We start from the raw sequence: 20,112 nt of genomic DNA, 5'->3' as shown, positions 1-20,112 counted from the left end.
GACCTGTGGCGGTCGCTGTCCTGGACACGCTGGGAGTAGCGGCCATGCTCCCGCTCATGCAGTTGCTCACCGGAGCCAATACCGACCAGGGCCCGCTCGCGACCATCTCGCGCATCACCGGGGCGCAGACCACGCAGGAGCTAGTGATTGTGATGGCCGGCCTGGTGGGCGGCGCCTTCGTCCTGAAGAGTCTGGCGACTCTCGCCTTCCGATGGTGGTTGCTCGGCAAAACAACGGCCATGGAGGCCGAGGCTGCCACCGAGCTCATGCGACGCTACTTGGCTGCCCCGTACTGGGCTCACCGCCAGCGCAAGGTCGCTGAGATCCACCGGACCCTCGCGTCCTCCGTGGCCCAGACTTTCGGCCAGGTCTTCCTCGGGATTTTCGGTTTGGTCGCGGACTTGTTGACCATCCTTCTGATTCTCGCTCTGCTCTTCTGGGTCTCTCCGTTGGCGACGCTCCTGGCAGCTGTGTTTTTCTTCCTGCTTAGCTGGGGCGTTCAGCGTTCACTGAAGCCGCACCACCGACGGATCGGCGAAGCGGGAGCACAGTCCGACCTCGATGCCTGGGCCGCGCTGATGCCCGGTCTCAGCGGATTCAGAGAATCTCGTATGGCAGGGAAAGGTTCTCTGTTTGTGGAACGGTTCCGCCGTGCGAAGGTTGATCGCGCTCGTGCTAACCGCAAGCTTTCCCTGGTCAACGAACTTCCCAAGTACGCACTGGAGGTAGGCCTCGTCGTCGGCATTGCGCTCATCGCCCTTGTCCTGTTCTCCCGAATGCCTGTGGACGGCGCCATCAGCGTGTTGGGCGTGTTTGCCGTGGCGGCAACTCGGATTCTCCCCGTTCTCAATCGCGTCACTGCGGCGTTCGGTGCAATACGAGCCGGCCGAGTCGCCTTGGAAATCCTGGTGGACGAGGTCGAGGAGCTCGAAGCCCACGGTTCGTTCCAGGAGTCAGCGGGTCAGCTTCGCCGTTTCTCGGGCGACATCGAAGTCCACGATGTGACATTCCGCTTTCAGGACAGCGATGACCTAATCCTTCGGCGAGTCAACACTGCAGTACCAGAGGGCAGCACGGTCGCTTTCGTCGGCACGTCGGGAGCGGGCAAATCCACGTTGCTGGACATCATCCTCGGTCTGCTGGATCCCACGAGCGGGAGCGTCACCTGCGGCGGAACGGATGTCCGTGCAGATCTTCCCTCCTGGTACGCGGGACTCGGCGTCGTACCACAGGATGTATTCCTCTTGGACGACACAGTGGCTGCCAACATCGCTTTCGGCGAGAGCGCCGCCACCATCGATCATGATCGATTGCGCCACGCCCTGGACAGTGCCCAGCTCACGGATCTCATAGGCCACCTCTCGGAAGGTCTCGAGACACGGTTGGGCGAGCGGGGGATCCGTCTGTCGGGCGGCCAGCGGCAGCGCATCGGTATTGCGCGAGCGCTCTACCGGGAGCCCTCGGTCTTGGTCCTCGATGAAGCTACCTCGGCCCTCGACAACATCACAGAGCGACAGATCACCGACACCATCGCCTCTCTGCGTGGTTCCATGACCATCATCCTTGTAGCTCATCGCCTGTCGACGGTGCGCCATGCGGACAAGGTCGTCTTCATGGCCGAAGGAACCATTCAGACCGAGGGCACTTTCGTGGAGGTCGAGCAGGTCAGTCCAGAGTTCGCACGGCTCGTGGAGCTGGGGAGACTGGCATGAACCGACCTCGGATCCTGACGCTGAGCCCCGTGCTGCCGTACCGCAATCCCAACAATGCGGGCGCACGGTTGGTGCAACATGTTCAGGATGTCCTGCATGAGAGCGGTGCGGAACTGTTGTCACTGGTCCCGGATGGGGACGCGACCGAGCACGCCCGAAGGGCGGGCTCAGCACCCCGCCATCTGGCTCTGGGAGGAGGGTGGTACCGGGGTGGACGTCTCCGGCAACGGACGAGGCAGTGGGTCCTCCCCGCGGCGCACCCGGCCGGCTTTGCTCTCCAGATGGTGCTTCGTCGGGAAGTGCGGCAGGCCGTGCAAAGCGCAGATATCGTGGACATTCAGTGGTCGCACTTTGCCACCCTGCTGCCAGTTGTGGCCATTTTGAATCCACGTGCGCGGACGGTGGTAATGGTCCACGATGTTCTCTCGCAGAGATTCGCCCGGGACAGGAAAGCTGCCCGGACGACCACAGCGCGAGTCCGATACTTCTGGGCACAGTGGCAAGCTGTCGCCGTCGAACGGTTTGCGGCCACCCATGCTGACGTGGTGGCGGTGCTCAGTGACAAGGACCGGGCACTGATCCCAGGTGACCGGGTGCGCGTACTGTTCCCGCCGCTGGCGGCGGACGCGCCCGAAGCCTTCAGGGCCCCGGAAATGGATTGTCTGCTCTTCGTCGCTGCCATGTATCGGGATGAGAACCGCGAAGCGCTCCGCTGGTTTCTTCGCGAGGTGTGGCCCGCCATCAGAGCTCAACGGCCGAGCGTGCGTCTCGACGTTGCGGGGGCTGGGCCGGGCGAGGAGCTCGAGCGGCTTGTGGACGACACCCCTGCTGTCCGGTTGCTTGGATTCGTGGAGAACTTGGACCCGCTGTATGAAAGGGCGACCTCCGTCGTTGTCCCCCTCCGACACGGGGCCGGCGTCAAGTTCAAGGTCGTCGATGCCTTGGTGAGGGGAGTTCCTGTGGTGACCACCACGGTGGGAGCTGAGGGCATTGGGGAGTCCTCCTGGTTCGCCGGCGTGCACGACGACGCGGCCGACTTCGCTGGCGCCGTCACTCGGGTTCTGAGGCACCCTGATGAGTTCGAGCGTCACGCAGATGTCGCCCGCGACTCTGCCCGGCAGGTATATGGATTGCCCGACTTCCGCGCCGCGGTCCGCCGAACGTACGGATTCGACCCCGAGGAGTCCCGATGACCAGAGTTGCCGGATCGCCGCGCATCAGCGTGGTCGTCCCGGTTCGCAACGGTGCCCGCGACATTCACCGGCAGCTTGGCGCCCTCAGCGAGCAGGACGTGGGGGAGCCTTTCGAGGTGGTGGTGGCCGACAACGGCTCGACGGATGACACCGTGGCGGTCGTGAAGAGCTGGGGCGACCGTTTGCCCTCTCTCCGGGTCATTGATGCCCAGGGGCCTGCGACCGTGGCGCACGGGCGCAACGTGGGAGCACAACAGGCCCGTGGGGAGTTGGTCCTGTTTTGCGACGCGGACGACCGGGTGCATCCAGAATGGGTGCGGGAGATGGCCAAGTCGCTCGATGATTACGACGCCGTGGGCGCACGCAGTCTGCTGATCGATGCCACCCAAGAACCAGAACAGGTGACGGGCGAACTCAAACTTGCATCAGTGCACGGCTACCTACCTTATGCTCTGGGTTGCAACTGTGGGGTCACGCGTAGCTGGTTGTTTAAGTTAGGAGGTTTCGACCTGTCCTATGAGGGAGGACACGAAGAGTCGGATTTTTTTTGGCGGCTCCAGAAGGCGGGCGGGTCATTGGGGTATGCGCCAAACGCCCTCTTGGACTACCGGCAGCGCACGAGCGCCATGGGTTTGTTTCGTCAACGGCGACGTTATGCGGCCTCGTCGATTCTCCTCTGGGTCCGTTTTCACGAGTACGCCGACCTGGACCCAATCTCGTTCAAGGGCGCCGTGAGACACTGTTTGGTGGCAATATTGAAGTCTTATCGTGTGTTGCGGCGTGCTACCAGGCAGGATCAGCTGGCTACCTATGGCTGGGTCGTCGGTCTGCTCGAAGGACATCTGCGGTACCGTGTGTGCAAAAGTCCGCCACCATGCCTCGGGATCGAAACTCGGTGACGGTTCGACGGCCACAAGGAGCCGGTCAGGGAGTTGAACGAACAGTCAGCCACTCGAGTGGCCTTGAGTGGCCGCTCCGGACCGCTTTCCCACATGTGTTCATCCGACTTCCGGAGTCACCCGCTGAGACAGATCTTCATGGACCTGGGTCCACATCAGTTCTTCGGTAAATGATTCACGAACCAGTTGAGCCGCCCTCTCGCCAATCGATGTCCGGAGTTCAGCATTGTCGTAAAGACCATTGATGCAACGACGTAGATCCAAGTGGTCACCGGGTTCGTACAGTCTGGAGTCGATCCCGTCCGTGAAGTAATGCTGCAGTGCGCTAGTGCGTGCGGTCACCACCGGCGCCCCCGTGCTCGCCGCTTGAAGCGCAACGGATTGGCCGCTCGGATAGGCCATCTTCTTGGAGGGCACGACGACAATCTTGGCCTTCTGAAGGAGGCATCGGTATTCGTCAAAACTCACCGGTCCACCTAGTTGCACGTTAGGTGGAAGATGACTGGTGGAGGGGCGGAATCCTTCGCTCGTTTTGATGACGACGTCCCACGAGACGCCCCGGGCCGCCTCGATCAGCGTGTCGTAGTCCCTGCCACGGTCCAAGCCGACAGAGACCACATCGATCGTCCGCTGTTCCTGCTGGCGCGGGAAGAGGTCTGGATTGATTCCAAAGTCGATGCACTGAAGTTTCTCCTCCGGTACTCCGTATCCAGCGAAAATGTCTTGTTGGTTCCGGCTGAGGAAGTAGACGACATCGCATTCCTGCAACAGGGCGAGCAGTTGTCGGCGGCGCTGTTCCGTTCCCGTCAGCAGTTCTTCAGCCGCCCAGCAGGACCACAGGGCGAGCGGTGTCGAGTGGAAGGGAGGGATGTGGTGGCGACGTGCCCACGCTGGGAAGGAGGCGTTCGGCTCAAGGAGCGCCAGCATCACGTCCGAGCGCTGAATTGCTCGAAGTCGTGTCAATCCCCGGCGCGGATAGGCCCGTGTTCTGTGCTCCAGGGCGGTCCATGCCCTCTCCGTCAACCTGGAGGGACCGCTGATGCGTGACCAACTTAGAGAATTTCCCAGTTGTGAGAGACGATCTGCCCCGTAGGGAAAGGCGCCATGGCGGATTGCTCCGGAGTCGAGATATCGGCCTGGGGAATCGAGGTCGTGCTCGGTGAATAGATGGATGTTCATGCCGTTCCCTTGTCGTCGATCGATCGAATGAGCCGCCAAGCCATTCATCTCCTCTCCGGGGGCCGGTCCACGCTGGACTACTGGGAGGGCAGGTCTCAAGTTATCGGCAAATCCCTGATTCGCTGAGCGGGGACGCCCAAGTACAGACCGTCCGGTGAACAGTCTCGAGTCACTACTGCGCCGGCTCCCACGACGCAACCAGGACCGATGTGCACGCCCGGCAGCACGGTGACATTGGCGCCGAGCCATGTTCCGTCATCGATAACCACAGGAGACGTGAATACCGCACCCCCCCGATGGCCCGGTCCCTCGACGCGATGGCTTGTGGAAATGATCGTCACACCCTGTCCTATCTGCACCCACTGGCCCAGGCGAACGTGATCGTCGATGAAGGAACCGCGGTTTACGAACGTCATCGGTCCGACGGTGATGTTCTTGCCTCCCAAGTGGACGCCGGGCATCAGGACCGCAGTGCGATCGATGGACGCTCCCCAGATGGATGCGACCAAGCCGCGGGCAACGGTGGGCACGATGGCCGAGGCCATGAAACCATTGATCCAGATTTCTCGCACGGGTGCTGGCCACCATCTCCTCAGCTTCTCCGCGAACGCTCCCATTACGCTCTGTAGTCCTTCAGCCGTGGTCGTACTGTGTCATCAAATCGAATATGTTGCTGATGCTTAAGACAGAGCGGCTGGGTGATGTCACCGAGGATCTCTGTCCAGCGAATGGGATAGGACCCCGGTGGATTGTACGGATCGCCTCCCGGGCTCTCCCGCAATGCCGACGCGTAGTAGTCCATCCGGCTGCTCAGTTCCCGCCACCATTCTTCCGTGAACGGCGTGCAAGGCCGGAAAATGAACGCGCTCGGGCCGAACACGGACTTGTAGTGGCGCTTCACGTCTGCCCCGAGAGCGTGAGGAAGGTCGGGGGTGTACTCCGACGTCACTTCCCGGTATCCGATTGCCCAAACGTCAGGGTGGTCATTCAAGGTATCAAATAGTCGGCCCCAGTCCGATGAGAGCGGCTTGATGTCGCAATACCCTCCGCCATGGAAGTGCATAAGGTATGCGCGCATGTAGTCCGACCGGTGAACGGGAGAGAGGAGGCCGAACGCATGGTGGATGGGACCCTCCGTCACAATCCAGTCCGTCCAGGAGATTTCATCGATCAGGACGACTTCGACATCGGTTTGAGCTTGCCTAATCGACTCCAAGCTCTCCGCGCGGCGTGGATTCATGGGGGTGTTGCCGACCCAAATGACAAAAATTCGGCGAGGAACGGATTGTGCCGGGCGGGTCGCCGGGGTCGGTCGCCGCAGAAAGGTATGCGGGTATTGGTCCTCGTGGTAGACGTACGGTTTCCTATCGGGATTGTTGGCGCGCCAGCGATCGTAGGCCTTGATTTTGACGGGTCTTAGACGCCATTTTAGGTGTTTTCTTCGGACGTGTAGGGCGTGCTTGGCCTGCCGGGCCAGGCTCACAATATTCAAGGCGTCCTCCTGTTGGCTAGTATCGGCCGACGAAGCGGTAGCTCCCAGGACTAGAGGCCCCGCCAGTATGCGGAGTGGTTCATCCAGAGCGTCCCGTGGTCAGCACCATGGAACCATGATGGCTCATTGGCTACCCGTGCCACAGTAGGTTCGCGCCGCGCGTTTCCGTGCCGTCACAAGGCCGCCGGATAGTAGGAAGCGCGGCAGCGCCCCGGCGCATATTGTGCGGATGGGGTGGAGTATTGGGTCTCCAGTTCAGGAGCGTGACCCTTGTATTTCGCAGAGGCCCAACATGCGCAGTTCAACGTGCGCCGCTCGTCCCGCCGGGTAAGGCGGTTCACGCGAGCCATCACAGGGCCGCGACCGGCGGGGTGGAGCCATGACTATGCGGCCCTGCCCCTGGTCGAAACCCGAGCCACTCAGACCCACGCCACATCCCGGATCGACCAGAGACGGCTCTCCCACGTCTGTCGGATCCAACAGCAGACCAATGCTTTAGGCTCCTCTCGGGCACCCGCATCAAAGATGTCCACGCAAGGTCCACTACACTGGGCAAGCGAGGACGGCTATCCAGGAAGAAGGTCCAGCACTCTGGCGAGTCAATCGCCCCTTTCGCTCCAGGGCTGTCCCCCTTTCTCTGCCAGAACATCGATGTAAACCTCCGAAGAAGACGGACGCGGGGCAGGTGTTTTGGTCGTCTCGAGCGTCGGAAGGCTGATCAGTATCAGAACCAATCGCCCATTCTGCAGCCCAGTTCTCTGCGGCAAAACCTCCTGGCTGGTCCGGGGTGCCGATCATTGGAGGCGCGATCCCATATTGGGGCCTACCTCGAGACATTCCGGGCAAGCATCCGTTGGGCAGCGTAATAGTCCGGGCGTTCTCGACGCCATATCGTTTTTCCATCTTATTTATGGATCAAGGTAATATCCGGAACGGAAAAAGATGCCCCGCGTATCGATAATAATACCCTGCTATAACGACGGCCAGTTCCTTCGTGAATCCGTGATGAGTGCCCTGGCTCAAAATTTTGAAGAGCTTGACGTGGTCGTTGTGGATGACGGATCGACCGACAAGCTCACCCAAGACGAATTGATGTCGATCGTCGAGCTCCCGCGGGTCATGGTGGTACGGCAGTCCAATTCAGGGCCGGCAGCGGCAAGGAACAGAGGTATTAGTTTGAGTTCCGCCCAATATTTCCTACCTCTCGATGCGGACGATGTAATTGAGCCGCAATACGTAGAGCTGTGTGTTCGAATTCTTGACAGTCAGCAGGCCGTCGGCGCAGTATATTCTCGCGCTGACCTTATTGGAGACGCGGAAGGCGAATGGCGGCTCCCTGAATTTGATTGGTCTACTATTCTCGTCCATAATCTGGTCTTCAATGCGTGTCTTTTTCGTCGAAATGATTGGGAGGCTGTTGGGGGATATGACGAGACCATGCGTGACGGCAGGGAAGATCATGATTACATATTGAAAGTTCTGGGATTAGGCCGAACGGTTTGGCGGCTCGATGAGGTTTGCTTTCATTACCGCCAGCGTCACAGTTCACGCAATAAGGGAATCGGGCTCAATCGGGAACAGCTGGTTGCTGCGAGCGCACAGATATTTCGGAACAACATTGCTCTCTACGAGGACAAGGCCGAAGAACTATTTTCTTTCATATACCGCCAGCACGATGAGATCGCTGATCTTCGGCACAGGTACGCCGCTCTCGAGGCGATGCGCACACGCTTTCCGGTTGCAATTATGCGGGTGAAGCGTCTTACCAGATTCCTGCGGTAATTTGAACGGCCCCGGTAGTCGTGGCCGCTCGCGTATGTGGGCTCCGCCTTCGTTTGGCCGATTTCTCGCCGTCGACGGCGCGTGTGACGAGCGTCAGGGCAGATCTCGGATGCGTCTGGCCGGGGCGCCGACGTAGACGCCGTTCGCGTCACAGTCGTGGGTGACTACTGCGCCAGCCCCGATGATGCACCCGGGCCCAATTGTGACTCCTGGCAGGATGACGGCCCGGGCCCCGATCCAGGTCCCATCGCCTACGGAGATCGGCGAGTCGGACCGTTGCCGTGCGCGGTGTTTGCTGTCTCCGATCTCGTGGGTGGCGCAGACGAACAAGACGTCCTGGGCAATGTCGCACCGTTCCCCCAGGTGGAGCGAAGCATGGCCGTCCCAGGCGACGCCTCGGTTGATGAACGTGTCCTGGCCGATGGTCAACGCCTGACCTGGCAGCCGGACATTGGCGCAGATATATGCGCCAGAGACCTCAGCACCGCTCGCGCGGAGAATCCGCCACCGTGCGGCAATGGGAACGAGGGGGTGTGCCACCACAGCTGCAAGGATGTCGCGGCCACGGATGGAGGGCAGAACACGATTCAATTGCATGTTTGCGAGTCTAGAAGCCGATCTCTATCTTCCCGCGCAGACACGAAGGACGGGTCCCTGCTCATATGCGTGGACGCGCGATCCTGGCCGCATGGACGCACACCTCAGTCGGATAGGAGAACGGTGGTCGCCGCCTGCAGCGGTTTCGAAAGGAGTGTATGTCGGCAAATATATGCCTCTGCCTGTGTATTCAGGAATATGCCTGCTCCTGCTGTGAAAGTCCATGCGTGCGTCGGTGGACTCAGCCGACCAAGCGCTCAATCGCCTCCCGGAACGTCGCTTCCTCGAATTCCGTAGCCTGCCGGCCGCAGTCCTCGGCCGTAATCGAGGTCAGTGACCCGGCGGCCGCCCTCATCTCCGAAGGAGAGAAACTGTCCAGCAGGACCCCGGACACGCCGTTGGCCACCGTTTCGGCCGAGCCCCCGATCCGTCCGGCCACCACCGGAGTCCCCGCCGCGTTGGCCTCCACCGGCATGATGCCGAAGTCCTCGACCGGCGGGAAGATGTACGCCAGCGCCCGCGCGTAGAGCTCGCGGAGCAGGGCCTGCGACGGTTTCGAGACGAAGAGGACCGGGACGGGCGCGGACGCGGCCAGAGTCCGCAGATGGTCCTCCTCGGGCCCTCCTCCGGCCAGCACCACCGGAATGTCGTTGACCGCGCCGAACTCGATCACCAGGTCCAGCCGCTTGTACGGGATGAACCGGGAGGCGCCGAGAACGTAGGTCCCGGGCAGGTACCCCAGGACGTCCAGCTCGGCAGCGTCGAGTTCGTGCTGCCGGCTGGACGCGTAGTACTCGAAGTTGACCGGGGGGTGGATGACCTCGCAGTCACGCTGCCAGGCGTCTTGGACGCGGGAGCGCACGAACTCACTGACGCACGCGATGGATGCCGCTTCCTTAGCGCGGGCGCGGTCCACCGCCTGCAGGGGCTTCGACACCAGTTTTGCCACCGGCGAGTTGCCCCGCTGGTCTAGCTCCGGATTCCAGATGTAGCGGGCCGGCGTGTACGCGTAGACGTACTTCGGAACTTCCCCGAATGTGCCGTCCAGCTTGGCATGGTGTGCGAACAGGTGGGAGCTGCACAGGATCCAGTCCGGCACCTCCGGAACTCGGATGGACCTCCACGTAGGAAGCATGAATGGCAACGCCACACTTTTGTGCCGACGTAGCGAAGTGCGGGCCAGCCAGGACTCTGTGACCGGCCGTCTCGCGAACCGTCCTGGGTAGTCGTCCCAGAGGCAGGCGATGCCGGCGTCAGGGAACACCCCGGCCATCTCCTCCACGACCTTCTCGGCCCCTCCGTACTGCTCGAACCACTCGTGGACGATCAGGCCGGCCATGCGACATCTCCTCCGTCGGAGCGGCTCATCGGACCAGGACCTTCTGCTCTGCGAGGTCGTGATTCACCATCATGGAGATCAGGCTGGGGAAGTCCATCTTCGGCTCCCAGCCCAGGACGGAACGAGCTTTGCTCGAGTCCCCGACGAGTGACTCGACGTCCGCCAGGCGCAGGTAGGCCGGGTCCCGGGTGACGTACTCGGACCAGTCGTTGATGCCGACCGTCGAGAACGCCACGTCCAGGAGGTCCCGGATGGAGTGGTCCCTGCCCGTGGCGATCACGTAGTCGTCCGGGGTGGGCTGCTGGAGCATCAGCCACATGGCCTCCACGAAGTCACCGGCAAAACCCCAATCCCGCCGGGCGTCCAGGTTGCCGAGGGCGAGCTCCTGCTGCAGCCCGAGGCTGATCCGGGCCACCGCCCGGGTCACCTTGCGGGTCACGAACTCCGGTCCGCGGCGGGGGGACTCGTGGTTGAAGAGGATCCCGCTGGAGGCGTGCATGCCGTAGGACTCGCGGTAGGTGATCGTCATGTAGTGGCCGTAGACCTTCGCCACTCCGTAGGGCGATCGCGGCCACAGGAGGGTCCGCTCGGTCTGCGGCACCTCTTGGGCCTTGCCGAACATCTCCGAGGAGGAGGCCTGGTAGAAGCGCACCTTCTCGATGTCCCGGCCGGCGTAGAGCCGGGTCGCCTCGAGCATGTTCAGCACCCCGAACGCCGTCACGTCACTCGTCAGCGAGGCGTTCTCCCAGGAGTACCCCACGAACGAGATGGCCCCGAGGTTGTAGACCTCGTCCGGCTCGGCGATACTCAGCACGCGGATGAGGCTGGAGATGTCCGTCAGATCCCCGGTGAGGATCTTCACCTCGGGGATCATCCGGTGGAGGATCTCGCGGCGGGGATTGCTCTGGCCCCGGACGAGACCGTAGACCTCGTATCCCTTGTCGATCAGGTACTCGGCGAGATACAGCCCGTCCTGACCAGTGATCCCGGTGATGAGCGCGCGCGGCATGCTGGACCTTCAGCTTTCGTGTTCCGGAGTGGGGGGATGAGGACAGCAAGTGCCCTTCCGGTTGTCCTGAGGTTATCCGATGATGCCGTCCTGGCCAGGTTCTTCCGATGGCGCCGGTCGACACGGAGGCATGTCGCGCTCCACGGACCGCCCGTCACTAGACTCCATGCACATGGGACAAATTCTGGTCACCGGCGGAGCCGGCTTCATCGGTTCCAACTTCGTCCATCACGTCCTGGAGCACCGGGAGCACTCGGTCGTGGTCCTGGACAGCATGACCTACGCGGCCAACCGCGCTTCCCTGGACCGTGCCGACCCCGAGCGGTGCCGCCTCGTGGAGGGGGACATCTGCGACCGAGGCCTGGTCCACGACCTCGTGGGTGCCGCGGACGCCGTGGTGCACTTCGCGGCGGAATCCCACAACGACAACTCGCTGTCCGATCCGTCCCCGTTCGTGCGCACCAACCTGATCGGCACATTCACGCTGCTGGAGGCGGTCCGGGCCACGGGCACGCGTTTCCACCACATCTCCACGGACGAGGTGTTCGGGGACCTGGAGCTCGACGACCCCGCGAAGTTCACGGAGCAGACCCCGTACAACCCCTCGAGCCCGTACTCCTCGACGAAGGCCGGATCGGATCTGCTCGTGCGGGCGTGGGTGCGCTCCTACGGGATCGAAGCCACGCTGAGCAACTGTTCCAACAACTACGGGCCCTACCAGCACGTGGAGAAGTTCATCCCGCGCCAGGTCACCAATGTGCTCTCCGGCATCCGCCCGAAGCTCTACGGGGAAGGCAAGAACGTCCGTGACTGGATCCATGCCGAGGATCACTCCTCGGCCGTGCTGACCGTCCTCGAGAAGGGGCGGATGGGCGAGACCTATCTCGTCGGAGCCGACGGAGAGGTCGACAACCTCACGGTCCTGCGCACGATCCTGCGGCTGATGGGCCGACCGCAGGACGAGTTCGACCACGTGGTGGACCGTCCCGGCCACGACCTGCGCTACGCGATCGACGGCACCCGGACCCGCCAGGAGCTGGGCTGGGAGCCGCGCTTCACCGACTTCGAGGCCGGTCTGGCCGACACCATCAAGTGGTACCGGGATCACCGGGACTGGTGGGAGCCGGTCAAGGCCGCCACCGAGGCCAAGTACGCGGCGGTGGGTCAGTGAACGCGCCGCAGGTGAGCATCACGGCCATCCCGGGTCTGCTCGTCGTGGACCTGCCCGTGCACGGAGACAATCGTGGCTGGTTCAAGGAGAACTGGCAGCAGGAGAAGCTAGCGGCCGCCGGGCTGCCGGACTTCGGCCCGGTACAGAACAACATCTCCTTCAACGCCGCCCGCGGCACCACCCGCGGCATCCACGCCGAGCCGTGGGACAAGTACGTCTCCGTGGCCACCGGACGGATCTTCGGCGCCTGGGTCGACCTGCGCGGGGGCGAGACCTTCGGCGCCGTGGTCACGGTGGAACTCGGCCCGGAGAAAGCCGTGTTCGTCCCGCGCGGGGTGGGCAACGCCTTCCAGACACTGGAGGACGACACCGCTTACACCTATCTGGTCAACGACCACTGGTCGGCCGAGAATCAGGACGCCTATTCCTTCCTCAACCTCGCCGACGAGACCGTGGCGATCGAGTGGCCGATCCTGCTGGAGCACGCGCAGCTCTCGGAGAAGGACCGCCACCACCCGCGGATGGCCGAGGTCGAGCCGCTCGATCCGGCTCCGGTGCTGGTGGTGGGGAAGAACGGTCAGCTCGGCCGGGCCCTCGTCCACCTGCTCGAGGAGCGAAGCCTGCCGTACCTGGCCCTGGGCCGGGACGAGCTGGACCTGGCCGCGCCGGGGGAGTGGCCGGCGATCCGCTGGCGGGACTACCGGGCGGTCATCAACGCCGCCGCCTGTACCGCCGTGGATACGGCGGAGACCCCGGAGGGCCGCCTGGACGCCTGGGCGGTCAATGCCACGGGCGTGACCACGCTCGCCCGGGCCTGCGGTGAGGCAGGCGTGCCGCTACTCCACGTCTCGACCGACTACGTCTTCGACGGCACCCTGCCCGCGGGGCAGCAGTACGAGGTCGACGACGCCGTGTGCCCCGTCTCCGTGTACGGCCAGTCCAAGGCGGCCGGTGAGGCCGCCGTCGCGGCCCTGCCCGCCCACCACGTCGTGCGCACCAGCTGGGTGATCGGGGAGGGCAAGAACTTCGTCTCAACGATGGCCGCGCTCGCCGAGAAGGGGATCGACCCGGACGTCGTGGACGATCAGACCGGGCGGCTGACCTTCGCCGCGGATCTGGCCGAGGGCCTCTTGGCGCTACTGGACCAGCAGGTGCCGTGGGGTACGCACCACTTCACGAACGCGGGCGAGCCGATCACCTGGTACGGGGTGGCCCGAGAGGTCTACGCGGCCGTGGGCGCCGACCCGGAGCGGGTGTCACCCATCACCACGGCCGAGTTCACGGCAGACAAGGACGGCATCGCCCCGCGGCCCGAGAACTCCGTGCTGTGCCGGACCGTGCCGCCGGGCACGGCGCTGGACGTGGACCACCTGGCACGCCTGCACGAGTTCCTCACCGGCTGACTCAGGCCCGGTGCCGTGCTCCGGCGCCCGTGGGCAAGGCGGTCTCAGCGCCGGCGGCGGAGATCCGCTTGTCGGGCCGGTGACGGGGATCGAGCCACGCCTTGGCCTTCAGTGCCGGCTTCTCAACCAGCTTCCACGACATCAGTGCCAGCGGGAGGGTCAGCAGGAGGACGAGCACCGAGTTGGCGGCCACACCCCACGACGCCGTGCCGAGCAGCACAAGGATCTGCTGCACCGGGAAGGCGTAGATGTACACGCCGTAGGAGAGGTCGGTGCGCGTGGTCCAGTCGCTGGAGGGGGCGGCGCCCAGCCCGAGAAGCAGCACGGCGAGGGGCAGCTGGCCATAGAGATCCGCCCAGCCGGTCGCCAACAGGGCTGTGTAGACCAGTCCTGCGACGGCGACCTGCGCACCTGTCGGACGCCATTTGCTCGCCCAGGCCCAGATGGCCGCACCGACCAGGAAGTAGCCCGCCAGTCGAAGGCCGTTGAGATAGAGGTTGGTCGTGACGTCCAGCGGGCCGAGGGCCAGGGGGCGGAAGACGAGGACGGCGAGGAACAACGACGGCAGCACCCACCGGGCGTGCCGCACCGCCACGGCGAGACTGAGCACCAGGCCGATCGCCACGTAGGCGACGGCCTCGTAGAACAGGGTCCACAGGGAGCCGTTCCAGGCACCCGCGTACGGGATATTTGTGAGCGATCCTTCGATGCCCCACTGTGAGATCTTCAGGTCGCTGTTTCCAAGGACGAAGCCGACCGCGGATGCCACGTTCAGCGATGAGCCGTCGATCATGCCTGCGAGGGGTGCAAAGACGAACGCCACCGCGAGCAGACTGACGACGAAGGCCGGGTAGATGCGCAGAAGCCGCCGCCAGAGGTACGGCACGAACTTGGTCCGCACCCGGCTCTCGGCGATGAGGTATCCGCTGAGAACGAAGAACCCGTTGACGGCCACATCGGCCAGAAATTCGAGGCTCGTCCGCTCCGTGCCCGTCAACGGCCAGGCGTGGCCGAGAATGACCAGAGATGCCAGGATCAGACGAATCATGTTGAGCCGGTTGTGCCGGGTGCCCAATCGTTCCTTGAGGCTCATGGGGGAGGACGTGCCTTCCAGGGGGTGGGCAACGCGGCCGGTGCCGGATGCTGAGGGATAGAGGCCGGTCCTCGTGGCGCGGGGTAGGCGTGAGGCTGGCATGAGAGGTGCGACGGCCGGTACCGGGTCAGTACGCCCCTTCCTTCGCCAGCACCGCCTTGAGCGTGCGGACCATGATGAGGACGTCCTGGACCGGCGACCAGTTCTCCACGTAGTAGAGGTCCAGGCGCACGGACTGGTCCCAGTTGAGGTCGGAGCGGCCCGAGACCTGCCACAGACCGGTGATGCCGGGCTTCACGCGCATCCGGCGGTGCACGTAGTCCTCGTAGAGGTCCACCTCCGAGGGCAGGGGCGGGCGCGGGCCCACGATCGACATGTCGCCCTTGAGGACGTTGAGGAACTGCGGCAGCTCGTCCAGGCTGTACCGGCGCATCCAGGTGCCGGGGCCGGTGATCCGGGGGTCCTCCTTGAGCTTGAACAGCAGCCCGTGCCCCTCGTTCTGGCCCTCGAGCAGCTCGCGGACCTGCTCGGCGTCGGTGCGCATGCTGCGGAACTTCAGCATCTTGAACCGCGACCCGTCCTGGCCCACGCGCTCCTGGGCGAAGAACGCGGGCCCGCCGTCGTGGGTCCGCACGACGAGGGCGAGGGCCACCAGGACCGGCGAGAGGACGAGCAGCGCGGCCGCGGAGAGCACGATGTCCATGAGCCGCTTGGTCAGGGCCCGGCTGCGGCTCAGCCGCGGGGTGGCGACGTGGATGAGGGGGAGCCCGGCCACCTGCTGCATGTGGATCCGCGGTCCGGCGATGTCGGTCAGGCCGGTCTCCATGACCAGGCGGATGTGCTGGTCGGTGAGCTGCCAGCTGAGGTGGCGGATCTCGCGGGTGCTCAGGGGGACGTTGGAGGACATGATGACCGTCTCGATCCCGAGCTGGTGGCAGACCTCCATGACGCCCTCGACGGACGGCCGGTCGTGCAGGCTCAAGCCGTTGGGCGGCAGCTGCACGTGCTCGAGGTCCCGCGGCAGGGGGTACTTCGACGGCGGGGCGTAGACCGCCGTGGTCGCGAAGCCCGCCATGGGGTTGCCGCGCAGGGAGTCCACGAGCTCGGCCACGCCGCGCATCCGCCCGACGACGAGCGTCCGTGACATGGACCGGCCGGCCTGCCGGCTCTTCGCGAGCCGGTGGCGCACGGCGAAACGGCCCAGCACGAGCAGGCACAGCCCCAGGGGCAGGGCGATCAGCACGTAGCTGCGGGCGGTGGGGATGTTCAGGGCGAAGGAGAAGAGCGCGACGGTTCCGAACAGGACCAGCGTGGAGCTGACGACCTCCCGGGTCTCCTCGAGCCCGTAGCCGATGAGCCGGACGTCCCGGGTCCCGCTGAGTCCCAGGTGCACCCACCAGGCGAGCGCGAGGGCCACGCCGACGGCCCAGTACGGCACGGACACCGCGCCCAGGTGCAGTCCGGCGTTCTCGAGCTGGAACCGGATCAGCTGCGTGGCGGCCAGCGTGAGGACCAGCGCGAGGGCGTCCGAGGTCAGCATCAGCCGGACGTAGCTCTTCCGCCAGCCGCCGAGGGACCGCGGAACGAGTTCCTCCGTGAGGCGCGGGAACTCCTCGACCTCGGCGTTCTCGGCCCTGGCGATCTGGTCCACCTTCAGCACGGCACAGCTCCTCCCCGTGGCGGACGCGGCCCTCCGGGGATCGTCTTCCGCCCAGCCCGGGCGGAAGCCGTGGACGACGCGCTGCCACACTTCTGAGGACAAGTTTAGGGATGCAAATGCATGCATTCACGACTATGACGCCGGAAGATGACACGACCACGGCCAGGAGCGGCATCGGGCCAGGTCCTGGACGGGTGGGTGCAAGGGCGGAGCTCCGCCCGCCGTGCGCAAAGTGGATGTTTAGTGCAGGGGCCGTCTGCGGTCCCGTGTGTGGGGACGGTCGTCAGGCCGCGTTCGAGGCCCGCGCGCCGCCGGTGGCGCCGCGGGGGTGCGCCTTCTTCAGCCGGCGCAGGACGTGCACCAGGCAGGACGGGTGGTACGCGGGGTCGACGACGATGGGGGTCCCCTCGTGGCCGTGGGCGGCCAGGACCGACTCCAGCTCGCCCTCGTGGCGCTCGAAGACCGTGTGCTTGAGGTAGTGCTCGTTGAAGAGCTCGGCCAGCTCCTGGGCGTAGGCCCACGTGGGGGAGCCGGGCTCGGTGCAGGCGCGCGGGTCCTCCCAGTCGGAGGGGGCGCCGACGGTCCGCAGCTGCTCCTCCACCACCCGCTCGAGCGCCTCGGGAGTGAAGGCCAGGGTCAGCTGGGCGACGTCGTCAACGATCTCCAGGCGGGTGACCGTCAGTCCCGCGGGGGAGCAGGACTGCAGGGAGCGCTGGGCGTCGGTCAGGAGGCTGCTGGAGGCCATCGGAGTCTCGCTTCTCCATCGAAGGTGGGTGCCGTCGGGGGGATGCTTCGATGGTATCCGGGCAAAGTCCCTGGTGGGGGCGGAGATCTGTCCCCACATGGTCCCCTTGGGCCCGGACAATAGTCTATTGTCCGGACAGGGGTCCTATGCAGATGGGGCTATTTTGCCGACCTTCGTCTAGTGGGCCCCGTGCGGCGCGAGCACCGCCCGGACGGTGCGGAGCAGGATCACGAGGTCCTGGACCGGCGACCAGTTCTCCACGTAGTAGAGGTCCAGGCGGACGGCCTGCTCCCAGTCGAGGTCGTCCCGGCCCGAGACCTGCCACAGCCCGGTGATGCCCGGCTTGACCCGCAGCCGGCGGCGGACGTGCTCCTCGTACCGGTCCACCTCCGTGGGGAGCGGCGGCCGCGGGCCCACGAGGGACATCTCGCCCTTGAGCACGTTGAGGAACTGGGGGAGTTCGTCCAGGCTGTGCTTGCGCATCCAGCGCCCGGGACCGGTGACCCGGGGGTCGTCCGCCATGAAGAACATGACCCCGCCCTTGGCGTCGTTGGCCGCCAGCAGCTCGGCCTGTCGCCGCTCGGCGTCGGGGTGCATGGAGCGGAACTTCAGCATCCGGAACCGGGAGCCGTCCAGGCCGATCCGCTCCTGGGCGAAGAGCACCGGACCGCCGTCGTGGGTCCTGACGATCGCGGCGAGCACGATCATGACCGGGCCGAGCACCAGCAGCGCGGAGCCGGCGCCCAGGACGTCCACGAGGCGCTTGAGCAGCAGCCGGGAACGCTGCAGGCGCGGAGTGGAGACGTGGATGAGCGGCAGCCCGGAGAGGTGCTGGGTGTGGACGCGCGGGCCGGCCACGTCGGTCAGCCCGGTGTCGAGGACCAGCCGGATGCGGGCGTCGGCCAGGTGCCAGCTCAGGTGCCGCACCTGCTCCGTGCTCAGCGGCGTGCTCGCGGCGAGCACGAGGGTCTCGGCGCGGTGGGCCCGGCACGCGGCCAGGATCCCCTCGACCGTGGGGAGCTGCCCGGCGGGCAGCGTGTTCGGCGGCACGGGCACCGCGGCCAGGTGGGCCGGCAGCGGCCGCTCGGCGGCGGGCGCGTAGACCGCCACGGGCTCGAAGCCCGACGCCGGGTGCTCCTGCAGGGTCTTCAGCATCTCCACGACGCCGGGCTCGCGGCCGACCACGAGGGTGCGGGACATCGCCTCGCCGGCCAGCCGCCGGCGGGTCAGCCCCCGGCGCACGGCGCTGCGCCCGGCCAGGAGCAGCAGCGTGCCCAGCGGAAGGGCGATCACCACGTAGCTGCGCGCCACCGGCACGGCCAGCACCCAGGCGGCGACGGCGACCGCCCCGAAGAGCACGAGCGTGGCGGAGACCACCTCGCGGTTCTCCTCGACCCCGGAGCCGATCAGGCGCACGTCCCGCGCGCCCCGCAGGTCCAGCCAGCCCCACCAGGCGGCGCCGAGCAGGAGTCCGACCAGCCAGTAGGGCACCGCGAGGCCGCCGAGCACGAGGTCTCCGGGGCCCGTGCCGAAGCGCACCAGCTGGGTCAGCCCGAGCGCGGTGATCAGGGCCGCGGCGTCCGCGCGCCGCAGCCGCCCGGCGTGGTCCTCGCGCCACGCGGCGCGCCGGCTTCTCGTGGTCGTCTTGAGCACCCTGGCCACTCCCCCCTGACGTGTCACGGTGGCCGGACCCGTTCCGCCCCCCGGCGTGGATCCTGCCCCTGTCGATGACTTTACAAGTGCACATCGAGGAAAGCACATGGGTCTCGGTGCGCCGGCGCCCGTCCGGAGCCCCTCCGCGGGCGGGTGTCCGCAGACCCGGGGACAGGATCCGGCCGCCGCGCCGGCGGCTGCGGAGGGCGCCGCGCCGTCGTCCCGCACCGTGTGCCCGGTCCGGCTCCCGGCCCGGCCCCCGGCGGGCCGGGGGTCGCGGCCCGGCGGGCGGCCCGTGCTACCCTGGTGCGGTTGCCAAGGCGAGGGGACCCCGCGGGGTCCCGTGATCGACGACGGCTGGTTGAACGTTCCCGTCCCCACTTGTGCGGCGGCGCCCCGAGAGGCGCGTCGCACGGCGTCCCGGACGCCGGGGGAGGGTCTGCGGCCGGTGTCGCCCGGTCGAATTGCCGAGAGAGCACGCACAGACCCGACACCGAGGAGTTCCCATGGTCGACACCATCCGCATCCCCGCCTCCACGCGCAGCGACTTCGGCAAGGGCTACGCCCGCCGCATCCGCGCCAACGACCAGATCCCCGCGGTCGTCTACGGCCACGGCGAGCCGCCCCAGCACGTGGTCATCCCCGGCCACACCACCATGCTCGCCGTGCGCCACTCCAACGCAGTGCTCGAGCTCGACATCGAGGGCGAGAGCCAGCTCGTCATGGTCAAGGACATCCAGCGCCACGCGACCCGCCCCGAGATCCTGCACGTGGACCTGCTCGCGGTCCGCCGCGGCGAGCGGGTCGAGGTCGAGATCCCCGTCCACGTCCACGGCGAGGTCGAGCCCAACGCCGTGCACAACGTCGAGGAGAACACCCTCACGGTCGAGGCCGACGCCCTGAACGTCCCGGAGGACGTCAACATCAACCTCGACGGCCACGGCGTGGGCGACCACGTCTACGCCGCCGACGTGCGCCTGCCCGAGGGCGTCGTCATGGTCTCGGACCCCGAGCTGCTCGTGATCAACGTCTCCGCGCCCCAGGCCCAGGACCTGGGCGAGGAGGCCGGCGAGGAGACCGCAGCGGCCCCCGAGGGCGACGTCGTGCCCGAGAACGAGGCCTGAGCCCCGGTTCCCGACCGACCCCGGTGATCCCGCGAGTGCGGGGCGGCACGCGTGCCGCCCC

The 20,112-nt window shown here is 65.6% G+C and carries 17 protein-coding genes; 7 read left to right on the top strand and 10 right to left on the bottom strand.

From position 1 onward, the window contains the following. Window positions 1–56 precede the first annotated feature (56 nt). The 3 genes from ACH9EU_RS18135 (at window position 57) to ACH9EU_RS18125 (ending at window position 3,804) form a co-directional block, all read left to right on the top strand. Window positions 57–1,712: an ATP-binding cassette domain-containing protein gene (locus ACH9EU_RS18135; protein WP_396415307.1), complete on the top strand. Its 1,656-nt coding sequence runs from the start codon at window positions 57–59 to the stop codon at window positions 1,710–1,712. A 329-nt stretch (window positions 1,713–2,041) separates the two neighbouring features. Further along, window positions 2,042–2,905: a glycosyltransferase family 4 protein gene (locus ACH9EU_RS18130; RefSeq protein ID WP_396415306.1), complete on the top strand. Its 864-nt coding sequence runs from the start codon at window positions 2,042–2,044 to the stop codon at window positions 2,903–2,905. After that, entirely contained in the window at window positions 2,902–3,804 is a 903-nt protein-coding gene (locus tag ACH9EU_RS18125; RefSeq protein WP_396415305.1) for a glycosyltransferase, read from the top strand. The genes ACH9EU_RS18130 and ACH9EU_RS18125 overlap by 4 nt, the downstream gene beginning before the upstream one ends. A gap of 99 nt (window positions 3,805–3,903) precedes the next feature. Here ACH9EU_RS18125 and ACH9EU_RS18120 read toward each other — a convergent pair whose 3' ends face one another. The 3 genes from ACH9EU_RS18120 to ACH9EU_RS18110 form a co-directional block, all read right to left on the bottom strand. Continuing rightward, window positions 3,904–4,983 (bottom strand): glycosyltransferase family protein, encoded by a 1,080-nt coding sequence (locus ACH9EU_RS18120; RefSeq protein ID WP_396415304.1) that lies wholly within the window; start codon window positions 4,981–4,983, stop codon window positions 3,904–3,906. A gap of 95 nt (window positions 4,984–5,078) precedes the next feature. Further along, entirely contained in the window at window positions 5,079–5,528 is a 450-nt protein-coding gene (locus ACH9EU_RS18115) for a DapH/DapD/GlmU-related protein (RefSeq protein ID WP_396415303.1), read from the bottom strand. Between the two features lie 71 nt (window positions 5,529–5,599). Next, on the bottom strand, window positions 5,600–6,475 hold the full coding sequence (locus tag ACH9EU_RS18110; RefSeq protein WP_396415302.1) for a hypothetical protein: 876 nt from the start codon (window positions 6,473–6,475) through the stop codon (window positions 5,600–5,602). 942 nt (window positions 6,476–7,417) lie between these two features. Here ACH9EU_RS18110 and ACH9EU_RS18105 point away from each other — a divergent pair. Next, window positions 7,418–8,257, top strand: a complete 840-nt coding sequence (locus ACH9EU_RS18105; RefSeq protein WP_396415301.1) for a glycosyltransferase — start codon at window positions 7,418–7,420, stop codon at window positions 8,255–8,257. A 93-nt stretch (window positions 8,258–8,350) separates the two neighbouring features. Here the strand turns inward: ACH9EU_RS18105 and ACH9EU_RS18100 are convergent, their stop codons facing one another. The 3 genes from ACH9EU_RS18100 to ACH9EU_RS18090 form a co-directional block, all read right to left on the bottom strand. Continuing rightward, entirely contained in the window at window positions 8,351–8,854 is a 504-nt protein-coding gene (locus ACH9EU_RS18100; RefSeq protein ID WP_396415300.1) for a DapH/DapD/GlmU-related protein, read from the bottom strand. A 241-nt stretch (window positions 8,855–9,095) separates the two neighbouring features. Further along, entirely contained in the window at window positions 9,096–10,193 is a 1,098-nt protein-coding gene (locus tag ACH9EU_RS18095; RefSeq protein ID WP_396415299.1) for a glycosyltransferase, read from the bottom strand. Between the two features lie 25 nt (window positions 10,194–10,218). After that, on the bottom strand, window positions 10,219–11,202 hold the full coding sequence (locus tag ACH9EU_RS18090) for a GDP-mannose 4,6-dehydratase (RefSeq protein ID WP_396415298.1): 984 nt from the start codon (window positions 11,200–11,202) through the stop codon (window positions 10,219–10,221). A 172-nt stretch (window positions 11,203–11,374) separates the two neighbouring features. On the opposite strand from ACH9EU_RS18090, the gene rfbB reads away from it, so the two are divergent. Both rfbB and ACH9EU_RS18080 read left to right on the top strand, forming a co-directional pair. Further along, window positions 11,375–12,373, top strand: a complete 999-nt coding sequence (gene rfbB / locus ACH9EU_RS18085) for a dTDP-glucose 4,6-dehydratase (RefSeq protein ID WP_396415297.1) — start codon at window positions 11,375–11,377, stop codon at window positions 12,371–12,373. Window positions 12,374–12,384: 11 nt separating this feature from the next. Beyond that, window positions 12,385–13,776 (top strand): sugar nucleotide-binding protein, encoded by a 1,392-nt coding sequence (locus ACH9EU_RS18080; RefSeq protein WP_396415296.1) that lies wholly within the window; start codon window positions 12,385–12,387, stop codon window positions 13,774–13,776. A gap of 1 nt (window position 13,777) precedes the next feature. Here ACH9EU_RS18080 and ACH9EU_RS18075 read toward each other — a convergent pair whose 3' ends face one another. From ACH9EU_RS18075 to ACH9EU_RS18060, 4 genes are all read right to left on the bottom strand, one after another. Next, window positions 13,778–14,869 (bottom strand): acyltransferase family protein, encoded by a 1,092-nt coding sequence (locus ACH9EU_RS18075; RefSeq protein WP_396415295.1) that lies wholly within the window; start codon window positions 14,867–14,869, stop codon window positions 13,778–13,780. A gap of 127 nt (window positions 14,870–14,996) precedes the next feature. After that, complete coding sequence (locus ACH9EU_RS18070) at window positions 14,997–16,529, bottom strand: exopolysaccharide biosynthesis polyprenyl glycosylphosphotransferase (protein WP_396415294.1); 1,533 nt, start codon at window positions 16,527–16,529, stop codon at window positions 14,997–14,999. Between the two features lie 283 nt (window positions 16,530–16,812). Then, entirely contained in the window at window positions 16,813–17,274 is a 462-nt protein-coding gene (locus ACH9EU_RS18065; protein WP_396415293.1) for a hypothetical protein, read from the bottom strand. A 177-nt stretch (window positions 17,275–17,451) separates the two neighbouring features. Further along, a complete protein-coding gene (locus tag ACH9EU_RS18060; RefSeq protein ID WP_396415292.1) occupies window positions 17,452–18,927 on the bottom strand; it encodes an exopolysaccharide biosynthesis polyprenyl glycosylphosphotransferase in 1,476 nt (491 codons plus the stop codon). Between the two features lie 506 nt (window positions 18,928–19,433). Here ACH9EU_RS18060 and ACH9EU_RS18055 point away from each other — a divergent pair. Beyond that, on the top strand, window positions 19,434–20,051 hold the full coding sequence (locus tag ACH9EU_RS18055) for a 50S ribosomal protein L25/general stress protein Ctc (RefSeq protein WP_396415291.1): 618 nt from the start codon (window positions 19,434–19,436) through the stop codon (window positions 20,049–20,051). The last annotated feature ends 61 nt before the right edge of the window (window positions 20,052–20,112 follow it).

Source organism: Kocuria rhizosphaerae (assembly GCF_044462265.1).
GTDB lineage: Bacteria > Actinomycetota > Actinomycetes > Actinomycetales > Micrococcaceae > Kocuria > Kocuria rhizosphaerae.
Note: the sequence above shows the minus strand (reverse complement) of the source record. Positions and strands in the feature narration are given on the sequence as shown.

Coding starts and splice junctions, on each gene's coding strand:
- ACH9EU_RS18115 (WP_396415303.1), bottom strand. CDS start 5,528: ATGGCCTCGGCCATCGTGCCCACCGTTGCCCGCGGCTTGGTCGCATCC.
- ACH9EU_RS18065 (WP_396415293.1), bottom strand. CDS start 17,274: ATGGCCTCCAGCAGCCTCCTGACCGACGCCCAGCGCTCCCTGCAGTCC.
- ACH9EU_RS18125 (WP_396415305.1), top strand. CDS start 2,902: ATGACCAGAGTTGCCGGATCGCCGCGCATCAGCGTGGTCGTCCCGGTT.
- ACH9EU_RS18135 (WP_396415307.1), top strand. CDS start 57: ATGCAGTTGCTCACCGGAGCCAATACCGACCAGGGCCCGCTCGCGACC.
- rfbB (WP_396415297.1), top strand. CDS start 11,375: ATGGGACAAATTCTGGTCACCGGCGGAGCCGGCTTCATCGGTTCCAAC.
- ACH9EU_RS18055 (WP_396415291.1), top strand. CDS start 19,434: ATGGTCGACACCATCCGCATCCCCGCCTCCACGCGCAGCGACTTCGGC.
- ACH9EU_RS18105 (WP_396415301.1), top strand. CDS start 7,418: ATGCCCCGCGTATCGATAATAATACCCTGCTATAACGACGGCCAGTTC.
- ACH9EU_RS18120 (WP_396415304.1), bottom strand. CDS start 4,983: ATGAACATCCATCTATTCACCGAGCACGACCTCGATTCCCCAGGCCGA.
- ACH9EU_RS18090 (WP_396415298.1), bottom strand. CDS start 11,202: ATGCCGCGCGCGCTCATCACCGGGATCACTGGTCAGGACGGGCTGTAT.
- ACH9EU_RS18095 (WP_396415299.1), bottom strand. CDS start 10,193: ATGGCCGGCCTGATCGTCCACGAGTGGTTCGAGCAGTACGGAGGGGCC.
- ACH9EU_RS18100 (WP_396415300.1), bottom strand. CDS start 8,854: ATGCAATTGAATCGTGTTCTGCCCTCCATCCGTGGCCGCGACATCCTT.
- ACH9EU_RS18075 (WP_396415295.1), bottom strand. CDS start 14,869: ATGAGCCTCAAGGAACGATTGGGCACCCGGCACAACCGGCTCAACATG.